The sequence below is a fragment of the Thermobifida sp. genome (assembly GCF_017577275.1).
GTDB classification, from domain to species: Bacteria; Actinomycetota; Actinomycetes; order Streptosporangiales; family Streptosporangiaceae; genus Thermobifida; species Thermobifida fusca.
This window is the reverse complement of the sequence record NZ_PITY01000020.1, coordinates 522,615-534,956: the sequence shown is the minus strand read 5'-3', so window position 1 is coordinate 534,956 and position 12,342 is coordinate 522,615. Positions and strand designations below refer to the sequence as shown.

Annotated in this window: 12 protein-coding genes; 6 read left to right on the top strand and 6 right to left on the bottom strand. The window is 68.2% G+C overall.

Translation table 11 applies throughout. The annotated features are described in order from the left end of the window. Positions 1–3: 3 nt before the first annotated feature. Positions 4–1,944: a hypothetical protein gene (locus tag CW348_RS07370; protein WP_104612951.1), complete on the bottom strand. Its 1,941-nt coding sequence runs from the start codon at positions 1,942–1,944 to the stop codon at positions 4–6. Between the two features lie 15 nt (positions 1,945–1,959). Beyond that, positions 1,960–3,369 (bottom strand): sigma 54-interacting transcriptional regulator, encoded by a 1,410-nt coding sequence (locus tag CW348_RS07365; RefSeq protein ID WP_041427629.1) that lies wholly within the window; start codon positions 3,367–3,369, stop codon positions 1,960–1,962. A gap of 207 nt (positions 3,370–3,576) precedes the next feature. Here CW348_RS07365 and CW348_RS07360 point away from each other — a divergent pair, with 207 nt between their 5' ends. Further along, complete coding sequence (locus CW348_RS07360; RefSeq protein ID WP_016188180.1) at positions 3,577–4,737, top strand: FIST N-terminal domain-containing protein; 1,161 nt, start codon at positions 3,577–3,579, stop codon at positions 4,735–4,737. A gap of 42 nt (positions 4,738–4,779) precedes the next feature. On the opposite strand, the gene CW348_RS07355 is transcribed toward CW348_RS07360, so the two are convergent. The 4 genes from CW348_RS07355 to CW348_RS07340 all read right to left on the bottom strand — a co-directional run bounded on the left by CW348_RS07355 (position 4,780) and on the right by CW348_RS07340 (position 7,338). Further along, positions 4,780–5,370, bottom strand: a complete 591-nt coding sequence (locus CW348_RS07355) for an RDD family protein (RefSeq protein WP_227480992.1) — start codon at positions 5,368–5,370, stop codon at positions 4,780–4,782. 62 nt (positions 5,371–5,432) lie between these two features. Continuing rightward, on the bottom strand, positions 5,433–6,026 hold the full coding sequence (locus CW348_RS07350; protein ID WP_258076893.1) for an RDD family protein: 594 nt from the start codon (positions 6,024–6,026) through the stop codon (positions 5,433–5,435). Between the two features lie 167 nt (positions 6,027–6,193). Beyond that, on the bottom strand, positions 6,194–6,697 hold the full coding sequence (greA, locus tag CW348_RS07345) for a transcription elongation factor GreA (protein WP_011290894.1): 504 nt from the start codon (positions 6,695–6,697) through the stop codon (positions 6,194–6,196). A 206-nt stretch (positions 6,698–6,903) separates the two neighbouring features. After that, entirely contained in the window at positions 6,904–7,338 is a 435-nt protein-coding gene (locus tag CW348_RS07340) for a DUF4307 domain-containing protein (protein ID WP_011290895.1), read from the bottom strand. Between the two features lie 157 nt (positions 7,339–7,495). Between CW348_RS07340 and mca the strand changes: the two genes are divergently transcribed. The 5 genes from mca to CW348_RS07315 all read left to right on the top strand — a co-directional run bounded on the left by mca (position 7,496) and on the right by CW348_RS07315 (position 12,329). Beyond that, positions 7,496–8,368 (top strand): mycothiol conjugate amidase Mca, encoded by an 873-nt coding sequence (mca, locus tag CW348_RS07335; RefSeq protein WP_011290896.1) that lies wholly within the window; start codon positions 7,496–7,498, stop codon positions 8,366–8,368. A gap of 11 nt (positions 8,369–8,379) precedes the next feature. After that, positions 8,380–8,598 (top strand): hypothetical protein, encoded by a 219-nt coding sequence (locus tag CW348_RS07330; RefSeq protein ID WP_011290897.1) that lies wholly within the window; start codon positions 8,380–8,382, stop codon positions 8,596–8,598. Positions 8,599–8,689: 91 nt separating this feature from the next. Next, positions 8,690–10,687 carry a thioredoxin domain-containing protein gene (locus CW348_RS07325; RefSeq protein ID WP_016188182.1) on the top strand — a complete coding sequence of 666 codons (1,998 nt, stop codon included), beginning with the start codon at positions 8,690–8,692 and terminating at the stop codon, positions 10,685–10,687. Positions 10,688–10,908: 221 nt separating this feature from the next. After that, complete coding sequence (locus CW348_RS07320) at positions 10,909–11,553, top strand: hypothetical protein (protein WP_146088112.1); 645 nt, start codon at positions 10,909–10,911, stop codon at positions 11,551–11,553. A gap of 386 nt (positions 11,554–11,939) precedes the next feature. Further along, positions 11,940–12,329: a hypothetical protein gene (locus CW348_RS07315; RefSeq protein ID WP_011290900.1), complete on the top strand. Its 390-nt coding sequence runs from the start codon at positions 11,940–11,942 to the stop codon at positions 12,327–12,329. Positions 12,330–12,342: the final 13 nt, after the last annotated feature.

Genomic DNA, 12,342 nt, shown 5'->3' with positions numbered 1-12,342 from the left:
CGGTCACCACCGGGAGCGTTGTGCCAGCAGGTCCCGCACCACGAACGACCCCAACTGGTCGGCGACCGGGCGGAGGGCGCGGCCGCCGTTGCGGGCCACGAGCGCGGTGACGAACTCTTCCAGCCGCGGATCGTCCGCCAGGGAGAACACTGTCATCCGCGCTCCGCGCCGGGTCATCCGGTCCACCTCCGCCAGTGTCAACTCTGTGGTGCGGGGCGAAGGCGGATACGAGAAGTACGGCAGCCCGTCCTCCTCCAGGTGCGCGGTCGGCTCCCCGTCGGTCACCACCAGCACCACCGGCTCGAACTCCGGGTGCCGGTCCACATGCCGTCCGGCAAGCAGCAGCGCGTGGTGCAGGTTCGTGCCTTGGACCGGTTCCGGCGACAACTCCGCCAGCTCGCGGGGAGCCAAGACCCGGGCATGGTCGTTGAACCCGATGACGTAGACCGCGTCCTGCGGAAACCGGGTGGACACCAGCGTGTGCAGCGCCAACGCGGTCTGCTTGGCCACCCCCCACAAACCGCGCTGCACCATGGAATACGACAAGTCCACGAGGAGGCACACCGCGGCCGCGTCGCGCCGCTCAGTCTCCGCCACCTCCATGTCCTCGGGGCGCAACCGGAGACGGCCTTCAGAGGATGCGCCGCGCCGGACCGCGTTGATGGCGGTCCGCACCGCATCCAACGGCTGCTCGTCCCCGAAACGCCACGGCCGGCTGGCTCCGGTCAGCTCCCCGGCCGGGCCCCCTTCCCGCGTGTCGTGCGTGCCGGGACGCCGCCCCGCACCGGACAATACGTCGCGCAGCGCCACCTCCCCGAGCGCCCGCACCGCCTTCGGGGTGAGCTGCACCCGGTCGCGCGACCCCGACAGGTAGCCCCGGTCGCGGAGCTCCCGCTCCAGGGCGCGCAGCCGCGCCACATCCTCGGCTGCGGACCGGCCCAGCACCCGCTGTAGTGCGGCCGTGTCGATGTCGTCCAGCCGGGCCCCCGCGTACCCTTGGCCGAGAGCCTCCTCCAGTTCAGCCAGGTCAGCGAGTTCCGCCACCGCAGTGGTGGCGTCGCCGAGCCCGAGCTCCGCGTCCCCGTCGACCGCGACCCCGCCGGACCAGACCAGGTCGGGGCGGCGGGCCCGCAGCCGCTCCCCGAGCCGCTGGACCGCGTCGGCCAGCCCGGCGTCCCGCATGACCTGCGCGCTAAGCGCCAGCAGTTCGGCCCGCTGCTCGGGGGTCAGCGAGTCGAAGAGCCGCTGCATGGCCGCGGAACGGCAGGCCAGCACGTCCACAAGCTCGTCGAGGGTACGCGGACGGTCCGGGAAGAAGTCCCCGAACTCGGCCATGAACCGCTCGAAGTCGGCCTGGGTGTGCTCCCCGCGGTCGTCCGCGTCCAGCATCCCGTGCAGCGCGTCCAGCATGGCGCGCACCCGCTGCAGCTCCTCAGGCGTGCCCCGGGCCATGGCCTGCCGCATACCGCGGAACTGGGCGTCGAGGATTTCGCGGCGCAGCAGCTCCTGGAGCTGGGTGAACGTCTGACGGGCGTCCGAAGAGCGCCACTGGTAGCCGGCGAGTCGCCGGATCGCCGCGGCCGGATCAGCGGGCAGGTCGTCGAGCTCCCGTTCCCGGAGCCGGGCTTCGTCGCTCGGATCCGGGAAGAGCACCGCCCGCTCCTGGCCCACGGCCTGGTCCAGCAGGCGGCGCGCCTGGGCGAGCGTGCCGTCCAGCCTGCCCTGCGAGCGGAGCTGCTCCTTCCGTTCCCGCACGTGGCGCAGCAGCTCGTCCAGTCCGCGCACCCCGCGGATGCCGCGGCGCAGCAGATCACGCAGCGCCCGCGTGGGCGACGCACCGGCCAGCACCGCACGCCCCAGCGCGTCCACCGCGGAACGCACGTCGAAAGGGGGACGCAACGGGTCGGGGCCGTCCACGTAACTCCGGTAGCGGAATCCGCTCATCTGCGCCTATTCCGGTCAGATCCGGTACCGGGCCCCGTGCGGCAGCGTGTCCTTCGACAGCCTCCGGCTCAAATACAGGCCCTCCAACGCGAGTTCCACCGCGGCCGCCGCATAGCCGGGAGCCGACACCGGATCGTCGTCGCTGTCCGGGGCGACCCGCTTGACGAGCTCCGCCAGCCCGGTGAACGGGCCCACCCGTGCGAGGAGCTCTTCCGCACTCACCAGATCCCCCGACTCCACGGCCGCACCGGAGGAGAAGCGCTCGGTGAGCGGTCCCAAGTCCACTCCGCTGAAGACACGACGGAACGTGTCGTAGACGGCGCGGTTCAGCAAGTGCTCCAAGACCGCGTTCTCCCGGCCCTCCTCGGACAGGTCGAACTCCACCTTGCCGCGCAGCACCGCCGTAATGCACGGCAGGTCACAGACCCGCGCCACCGCCTGCTCGCCAGTCATCGCGGCACGGCGCTCCGCGGAGGCAGCCACCGTCTCCACTGCGGCGATCGCGAACCGGGCCGACACCCCGGAGCGTTCATCCACGGACGGGGACTCGCGCACCAGCCGGGTGAACCGGGCGACCGCTTCCACCAGGTGCGGGGGGACACGCACCTCCGGCGACAGCCGGCTCTCCTGTTCGATCAGGGCGATCTCGTCGTCGAGCTCCACCGGGTAGTGGGTGCGGATCTCCGCGCCGAACCGGTCCTTGAGCGGGGTGATGATCCGGCCCCGGTTGGTGTAGTCCTCCGGGTTGGCGCTCGCCACCACGAGCATGTCCAACGGCAGCCGCAACTGGTAGCCGCGGATCTGCACGTCCCGCTCTTCAAGCACGTTGAACAGCGCAACCTGGACGCGCGCGGCCAGGTCGGGCAGCTCGTTGAGGCAGAACACGCCCCGGTTCGACCTCGGTACCAGGCCGTAGTGCACCGTCTCCGGGTCGCCGAGGCTACGCCCTTCCGCGAGTTTGACCGGGTCGATGTCGCCGATGAGGTCGCCGACGCTGGTGTCGGGGGTCGCCAGCTTCTCGCTGTACCGCTCGTCGCGGTGCCGCCACACGATAGGCAGGTCGTCGCCGTATTCAGCGACCATCCGACGGGCTTGAGGGGAGACCGGCGCGTAGGGGTGGTCGTTGAGCGCGCAGCCCGCCACGGCCGGGCTCCACTCGTCCAGCAGACCCGTGAGTGTACGGATCAGCCGTGTCTTTCCCTGGCCACGTTCACCCAGGAGCACCACGTCATGCCGGGCAAGGAGGGCCCGTTCGAGTTGCGGCAGTACGGTTTCAGAGAACCCCACGATCCCGGGGAAGCGTTCCTCCCCCGACCGGATCCGATGCAGGAGATTTTCGCGGATTTCGTCTTTGACTGACCGGTAGCGGTGCCCCGAAGCGCGCAACGCGCCCAGGGTGTGCGGAAGGTCGACGTGATCGGGCACACCTTCGAGTCTATTCACCGCATCGCGGTTGTGGCGGACACAGGTGTGCGGAATCCCACGCCCCCTGCCACGGCAGAAGACGGCGCCATGCCTGACCCCCGGGATTCTGGGGTAAAGGGAATGTTCCGCATGCAAGGAGAACCGGCAACAAGAGAGAATGGCGATGCCCGTGAGAGACCGCTCACGGTAGACGGCGAGGAGGCGACAGTGACCCGGTTCAGCGACGCCCTGGCTACCGGGGTCGACCTAGTGAGCGCGGCTGAACGCGCAACCAGGCAGGCGCTTGAGCGACTCGACGGCCCAGCCGACCTCGTCTGCGTGTTCGTCAGCGGTATCGACCCGGAGGAAGTGGCGCTCGCTGGGGAACGTGCCATGGCCCTCGCCGAGGGGGCGACCACGATCGGCTGCAGCGCCGGCGGGGTGATCGGCGGTGGGCGGGGCACCGAAGGGCAGGGCGCGGTCAGCGTGTGGGCTGCGATGCTGCCCGGCGTCACCATGACCCCGTTCGAACTCGCCGCGATCGCGGAAGGCGACCAGCTCGCGGTCATCGGCGTGCTGGAACCCACCCCCGCGGACCAGGCGGCGCTCCTGCTGGCGAACCCGTACGTGTTCCCCACGCACACGTTCGTGGAGCACAGCAACACGATCCTGGACGGTCTGCCTATCGTGGGCGGGCTGGCCGACGGCACCTATGGCGGCGACAGCGTCCGGCTGTTCCTGCAGGGCGAGACCGTGCAGGCCGGGGCCGTGGGACTGCTGTTCGGCGGGAACGGAGTGCTGGGCACGGTGGTGAGCCAGGGATGCCGTCCCATCGGCCCCTCCATGGTCGTCACCAAAGCCGAGGACAACGTCCTCATCGAACTGGCGGGCACCCCCGCCTACGCGAAACTGGAGTCCATTGTGAGCGCGCTCCCCCCGGAAGAGCAGCAGCTCGTCGCGGACGGACTCCACATCGGCATCGCTATCGACGAGTACGCGGACCGGCACGAAAGCGGCGACTTCCTGATCCGGGGCGTGCTGGACGCTGATCCGGAGCAGTCGACGATCACCATCGGCGATGTCGTGGACGTGGGGCAGACCGTCCGCTTCCAAGTCCGCGACCAGGCCACCGCAGACAGCGATCTGCTGGAACGGCTGCGGTTGTTCGCTCACGACACCGGCGGCACCGCGGAAGGGGCCCTGCTGTTCTCCTGCAATGGCCGGGGCAGCGGGATGTTCCCGAGCGCCGACCACGACGTACGCCGGGTCCAGCAGATTCTCGGGATTGATGCGGTCGGCGGTTTCTTCGCGGCAGGAGAGATCGGCCCCGTTGCCGGACGCAACCACCTGCACGGTTTCACCGCGTGCATGCTGGCGTTCCGGGGGTGACGGCCCGGCCTCCCGCGGACGGCGCGGCCGCGACCGCCGAGACTAAGGGGTGTGGATGACGACGGTGCGCGCCATCTTGTCGTGCAGTGCCTGAGCCTGGCTGTCGCCGGCGATCACCAGGCAGGACACGCACAGGAAGAGGTGTCCCAGGCACAGCAGGGAGTGCGGGAAGCCGAACACCGCGCTGCGCAGGGCGCTTTGTCCTTGGCTGAGCGGGGTGCCGGTGGCGCTGATCACCCGCAGCCGGGTCATTATCTTGCCGGGGGTGCGCCCAGTCGCGGCGAGGAAGAACCAGTCGTACAGGAACGAGGCCAGTCCCCAGCCGAAGAGGAACAGGAAACCGAACGTGGCGTCGAAGGTATCCGAGGTCTCCTCCAGGCCGGGGTAGGCCAGGAAGACGAGGAACAGGATTCCGAACCCGAGCAGGAACACGAGCACGCTCAGGAGGAAGTAGTCGATGATCCGCGCCCACAGGCGGCGTCCGAACCCGGCGAGGGGCATCCCCGTGGGGACGTGGATGCGAGCGTGCGGGGGATGCGGGACTGCGGGATAGCCCCCGCTCCCCCCGGCGGGATAGGGATGCGGAATCCCGTGCGGCTGTCCAGAAGGGTGGTTCCAGGGAGGAATAGTCACCCGAACATTATCGCTAGTTGTCGCGATATGTGGGGCTCGTGGCTTTCGCCTCCCTTCCCGGGCTAGCCGCGGATGACGTAGGTTCCGGCGACCTTGTCGTGGAGGGACTGTCCCCGGGAGTCCCACAGCGGCCACAGGCAGTCGACGAAGAACGTGATCATGGGGAACGAGAGCAGCGCGAAGAAGAAGTAGCGCCCCAGCGCGCGGCCCACGGACGGGGGCGTCCCCGTGTTCGCGGCGATCACCCGGATGCCGAGCATCCACTTGCCGATGGTCTTTCCCCACTTGGCGTGCGGCAGCGACCAGTAGGCGATGGCGGTGGCGAACGCGGCGAACAGCGCCGTGAGCACGATGGTGATCGCGGCAGGGCTCATCGTGTCCGAGTGGATGTATTCGGGATAGGCGATGTTGTCCACCAGTGCGGCGACTAGGGCGCCGATAAGGATCACCCCGAAAGTGAGCACCTGCGCGAGGACCGAGTCGATGAGGAAAGCGGCGACCCGCCGTCCCCAACTGGCAACCTCGGGCGGCTGCGGGAACACGCCGGGCGGAGGCGGGTAGGCCCCGTGCGGGAAAGGCCCCGGGGCGGGGGAGGCCCCAGGTAGGGCGACGGGGGTTGAGCGGGCGACGGGTGCGGGTGCGTCATAGTGGGGCACTCCAGACGATGGCAACCAAGAGCAGTGAACAGGACGATTATGACGTCTTTCCTGTGGTGCGCTCCCACTCGAGGAGTGGCCGCCAGTGTCCACTGCGTTCCCGACGCCACCGCACAACGCGGAAGGGGTGGCTCTCGGCCACCCCTTCCGCGTTGTGCTTGTAGGGGTTATGAGCCGCCGTTGTACGGAACGGCGTCGAGGATTTCTACGGTCGCTTCCTTACCGCTCGGAAGCTTGTAGGTGACCTTCTCCCCGACTTTCTTGCCGTTGATGGCCTCCCCCAGCGGGGATTTAGGGGAGTACACGTCGATGGGTGCCCCGCTCTCTTCCCGGGAGGCGAGGAGGAAGGTCATCTCTTCCTCGTCGCCCTCGAACTTGATCGTCACCGTCATACCAGGGCCGACCACGCCTTCGCGCTGCGGAGCTTGGCCGACGCGCGCGTTGCTCAGGATCGACTGCAGGTGGGCGATGCGGGCCTCGATCTTCCCCTGCTCTTCCTTGGCCGCGTGGTAGCCGCCGTTCTCCCTCAGGTCGCCTTCTTCCCGAGCGGCTTCGATCCGGTCGGCGATCTCGATGCGACCAGGCCCTGACAAATACTCCAGCTCGGCAGTGAGCCGGTCGTACGCCTCCTGAGTGAGCCAGGTGACGTTGTCATCACGGGTCTCGGTCACGGGAACTCCCTCGATGGTTCTAGGGACCGCGCTCGGGGCGCGGTAGATGAAACTACGAGATTAGCATCGAGCCCATCAATCGGCGTGACGTTGCGTAACGGCAACCGACGCCCGGAATCCCGCTGGACAGCGCGATGCGGACGCCCGACCGGAGTCAGGTTGAGGGCTCAATATCGGTGCTCCTCTTGTCGAGGGGCGGTTGGGAACTACTTGTGGACAGGCTCGTTTGAGAAAGCTTGTTCCCTGCAAGAGACGACTTGTACCGTCGTAGCGCGACGAACGGTGTCGATTGTTGCCTCCACTTCCCGTAGTCCCCCCTCAACAGTCACTTCGGTTGTTCCGACTTCGACGTGGTACTCGTCGTAGGCGCGGATCAGACAGCGCGCACCCGAACTGCTGTTGGTCTGGAAGGAGATTCGAGCCTCCGTGTCGGAGACGATCCGCCACGCGAACGTTTGATGATGCACCTGCCCCAGCGTGTTGCCGCTGTAGCTGAAGAGAGCAGCACCCCAGCCGATCGTGAAGATGATGGCGGCGATAACGCCGAGCACGAAGAAGAACGGCTGGTTGCCGAGGCGTCGCCGCGTGCCCGAGACCGGCTGGGCGGCGGCACGCAAAGGGTTGTCGGGCTGGGGCGGCATAGGGAATCTCCGGAAGTGGGACCTACAGTTGTCTAAGATATCCCTGCCTTAGCAGGCTCACACTCCGCCCGTGCTGTTTCGCGCCGCGCCAGCGCGGACCAGCGGGCTGGCGGGGTGGTGAACGCCGTCCGACTACGACATCGAGGGGCTTCCCAAATTGTCCGAGCGGTTGCGGCTTATGGCCGTGCATGCCCATCCCGACGATGAGTCGAGCAAAGGCGCGGCCACGATGGCGCGCTACGTGAACGAAGGCGCGGAAGTGCTGGTGGTCACCCTCACCGGTGGCGAACGCGGCTCGATCCTCAACCCCGCGATGGACCGTCCGGAGATCCGGGAGAACATCGCGGAAGTCCGGCGCAAGGAAATGGAGGAGGCCCGGCGCATCCTCGGTGTCCGACAGGTGTTCGTCGGGTTCATCGACTCCGGGCTCCCGGAAGGCGACCCTCCGCCCCCGCTGCCTGAAGGGTGCTTCGCGCTGCAGCCGCTGGAGGTCGCTGCCGAACCTGTGGTGCGTCTGGTGCGCGAGTTCCGGCCGCACGTCATGATCACCTACGACGAGCAGGGCGGCTACCCGCACCCGGACCACATCATGTGCCACAAGGTGTCGGTGGAAGCCTTCGAGGCCGCCGCCGACCCTGAGCGCTACCCGGGCACCGGGGAGCCGTGGCAGACGAGCAAGCTCTACTACCACGTGTCCTTCCCCCTGGAGCGTTTCGAAGCCATCGCCAAAGTGCTCAGCGACCGCGGCATGGAGAACCCCTACGCCGATTGGATGAAGCGCTTGGAGAAGCGCGACACGCGGCGCTGGGAGATCACTACGCGCGTCGAGTGCGGCGAGTACTTCGAAGTGCGCGACCGCGCGCTGCTCGCACACGCCACCCAGATCGACCCGAACAGCTTCTGGTTCGCCGTGCCTAACGACATCCAGCGTGAGGCGTGGCCCACCGAGGACTACCACCTGGCGCGGTCCTTCGTCGATACCGAACTGCCCGAGGACGACCTCTTCGCGGGCATCCGCGACAAGGTGTGAGAATTGAGACTATGAACCTCTCGGCGCTCCAGCTCGCAGACTCCGTAAACGACCTGGTGACCCCGGGTCTGCTCGGATTCACCGTCATCGCGCTCATCGGCGGGGTGCTGTTCCTGCTCATGCGCTCCATGCGGCGGCACTTGGACATCGCCCGCTCTCGTGACTTCACCGAGGACTCCGCGAAGGAGAAGGAGGCCGAGCAGACCAAGCCGGAGGACCGAGAGGACTGACCCGGTGTCATGCTGTCGGCCCCGCTGCTCCCGGCGGGGCCGCTGATTTTTTCGGGTGTCTTGAGTCGAGACAACGGGCAGAGTAGGAGATATGCCCAACCGTCTTGCTCACGCCACCAGCCCCTACCTGCTCCAGCACGCCGACAACCCGGTGGACTGGTACCCGTGGGGGGAGGAGGCTTTCGCTGAGGCGCGCCGCCGCGACGTGCCCATCCTGCTGTCCATCGGGTATGCCGCCTGCCACTGGTGCCATGTCATGGCGCGGGAGTCGTTCGCCGACGAGCAGACCGCGCAGATCATGAACGCCAACTTCGTCAACGTCAAGGTCGACCGGGAGGAGCGGCCGGACGTGGACGCGGTGTACATGGAAGCCACCCAGGCGATGACGGGGCACGGCGGCTGGCCGATGACGGTGTTCGCCACCCCGGACGGGGAGCCGTTCTACTGCGGCACCTACTTTCCCCGGGAGCATTTCCAGCGGCTGCTGCTCGGGATCAGCCACGCGTGGCGCACCGATCGCACCGGGGTGGTGGGGCAGGGCAAGCGGGTGGCCGAGGCGTTGAGCGCCCCCCGCACGCTGCCTAGCGGGCCGCCGCCAAGCGCGCAGGTCCTGGAGCAGGCGGTGGCGCGGCTGGCAGCCGAGTACGACACCGTCAACGGGGGGTACGGCACTGCCCCGAAGTTCCCGCCGTCCCCGGTGATGGAGTTCCTGCTGCGCCACCATGCCCGGGTCAGCGACGGCGCGGAGACGGAAGCGCTCCGCATGGTGCGGCACACCGCCGAGGCGATGGCGCGCGGCGGGATCTATGACCAGCTCGCCGGAGGGTTCGCCCGCTACGCGGTCGACGCCACGTGGACCGTGCCGCACTTCGAGAAGATGCTGTACGACAATGCGCTGCTGCTGCGCTGCTACACCCACCTGTGGCGGCAGACCGGGGACGAGCTGGCCCGCCGGGTCGCCGTGGAGACCGCCGACTGGATGGTGGCGGAGCTCCGCACCGCGGAAGGCGGTTTCGCTAGTGCGCTGGACGCGGACAGCGAAGGCGAGGAGGGCCGCTACTACGTGTGGACCCCTGCCCAGTTGCGCGACGTGCTGGGGGAGGAGGACGGTGCCTGGGCCGCTGAACTGTTCGGTGTCACCGAGCAGGGCACTTTCGAACGCGGCACGTCGGTGCTGCAGCTCCGTGCTGATCCGGACGACCGTGAGCGGTACGCCTACGTCCGCGACCGGCTGCGTAAGGCCCGCGCCAATCGGGTCCCACCAGCCCGCGACGACAAGGTGGTGACGGGGTGGAACGGGCTGGCGATCGCGGGGCTCGCCGAGGCGGGCGCTCTGTTGGACCGTCCCGACCTGGTGGAGCGGGCCCGGGAGGCGGCTCGCCTGGTGGTGGAACGGCACTACGCGGACGGGCGGCTGGTCCGGGTGTCCCGCGACGGGGTCCCTGGCACGAGCGCCGGAGTGCTGGAGGACTACGCCAACCTCGCGGAAGGGCTGCTGGCCCTGCACGCGGTGACCGGGGAGACCCGGTGGGTGGGGGTGTGCGGTGAGCTGCTGGAGACCGTGCTCACCCGGTTCACCGACGGTTCGGGCGGGTTCTACGACACCGCAGACGACGCCGAAGCGCTGTTCAACCGGCCGCGCGAGTTCACCGACGACGCCACCCCCTCAGGATGGTCGGCGGCAGCGGGCGCCCTGCTCAGCTACGCGGCGCTCACCGGCTCTTTCCGGCATCGGGAGGCCGCGGAAGCCGCGCTCGGCGTGGTCTCCACGCTCGCAGAGAAGACCCCGAGGTTCGCCGGGTGGGGAATGGCGGTCGCCGAGGCGCTTCTTGCCGGACCGGTCGAAATCGCTGTAGTGGGCCCCAAGGGGGATCCTGTGGCCGAGGAGCTGCACCGCACCGCGCTGCTGGCCACGACGCCCGGGACAGTGGTGAGCCGAGGCGACGGCGTCAACGATGGGGGGATCGGGCTGCTGGAGGGTCGGACCCTGGTGGACGGGCGTCCCGCGGCCTACGTGTGCCGGAACTTCACTTGCCGGCTTCCGGCTACGACCACCGAAGAGTTGACCGCGGAGCTCGCCAGAGCTTGAGCTGAGCAGACCCCGCAAGGGGGGCGTCCTCCCGGAGCAAGCCCCCACGCAGGCTCCGAGAGGACGCGATGACGGGTGCGTGGCGGAGTCTCGTCAACCCGCCACTGTGCTCCCTATCTGATGAGATGCAGGAAACCACGGAATGGTTTACGGGGGATACCGTGATTCCGTTCGCCCGCCTGGTGAGAGCGGGAAGCGGCGGGCAAGGAAAGGAGGAGCGTGTGCGGGCAACCAGGGCTGCGGCGTTCCCGCTGGCCGCGTCGATATTGGCGGCTCCGGCATGCGGTTTCGGCACGCCCTCGCAGGTGATGCCTGGGCTCGCGCATCCGATGGCTTCGTCCGAATCAGGTTTCCAGGTGTCCGACGAGGCCACGTTGCACAACTACACCGGGATCAACGTAGTGCTGCCGGACGGCTGGCACACGGATATCGCCGACAACTGCCTTTCGCCGCCGGAAGTGGGGCCCGCCCCGGGCGGCAACTGCCCGAGCGAGGCGTTGCGCATCCGGATCAACGCGTCTGAAGAGGGGCTGATCGACCCGGAGGGCGCGGAGTTGACGGACCCGGACAGTTGGCGGCGGCCGTGGGCGTCGTGCCCGAAGCGCCCCGAGCTCAATGCACGGATTCGGGCCGAGCACTCCGAGATCGTTGAGCACGGCGATTTCCTGCTGGTCAGCGGGGAAGAGACGAAGTACAGCGAGTGGCTGATCACGTGCACGGGCGGGGGGACATTCCGCACTCGCGCCTGGTATGTCCCCGAAGCGGACTTGGAATTCGATGTGCCGGTCATGGTGGAGGAGCGCGCCGAAGAGTATGACCTGATCGTCCGCTCAGCGGATCTGTCCCGCTTCAAAGCGATCTCCTGACCTGCGGCGGGTGCTCCCCGGGCACGGCAGCCGAGTACGGGGCCCGGAACTGCTCCGACCACTGCGGAACAGGCGGTTTCGGGGGCGGGACAAGTCGGAGCAGAAAAGTCTGCATCCGAAAGTCCCTGCGGTGCACAGCGCTGATAGCGGTATTCCTCTCCTGCCGGCTGGGGGCGGCCGGGGAATGGTCTGACTCCAGCCGACCACCACACCCGTGGGGCATTTGTTGGGTTTTGTCATTATTTGTCGGGTAATGATCTTTTATCCCTGAGGTGAGGTGCCGGGAAAAGCCACCGGCTGCACCGCGGCGCGGTGGTTCGGCACAGTTCACCGTCGTGGAGGTGACCGTTGACGAACTGGTGACGCCATAGCGGAGAGGAACAGCGATGCAGTCGTTTTTCTGGGTGATCCCCGCCCTCGTTCTGGCTGTAGCCGTCTTCTACTCCGTTGTCGCTGTCGCGATCCGCGACGAGGAGACGGAACGGACCCTGTTCGACCCGGTTTTCCCGGTCTCTTTTCGCGGCCTGGTCAGGGGCCTGGTCAATTTCCGAGTCGCGAATCCACCGGCCACAGTCCACGGTGCGCTCCGCCGGCTGCGGGAACAGCAGGGCCGGGATATCGCTGAGCCGGGCCTGGACAGCGACGTCAGCATTGCCGGTGCGGACCACGCCGTCACGGCGGTGAGCCGTTCCGCACCGCAACTGCGCAGAGACGACGCTCCCGCGGCCCGGGAAGACGCGGGACCGGCCCCCGAGACTCGCTGCTCTGCCCGGTAACGAGGGCCAGCCG

Coding starts and splice junctions, on each gene's coding strand:
- CW348_RS07340 (WP_011290895.1), bottom strand. CDS start 7,338: ATGCCGCCCCAGCCCGACAACCCTTTGCGTGCCGCCGCCCAGCCGGTC.
- CW348_RS07315 (WP_011290900.1), top strand. CDS start 11,940: ATGCAGTCGTTTTTCTGGGTGATCCCCGCCCTCGTTCTGGCTGTAGCC.
- CW348_RS07325 (WP_016188182.1), top strand. CDS start 8,690: ATGCCCAACCGTCTTGCTCACGCCACCAGCCCCTACCTGCTCCAGCAC.
- CW348_RS07330 (WP_011290897.1), top strand. CDS start 8,380: ATGAACCTCTCGGCGCTCCAGCTCGCAGACTCCGTAAACGACCTGGTG.
- CW348_RS07370 (WP_104612951.1), bottom strand. CDS start 1,944: ATGAGCGGATTCCGCTACCGGAGTTACGTGGACGGCCCCGACCCGTTG.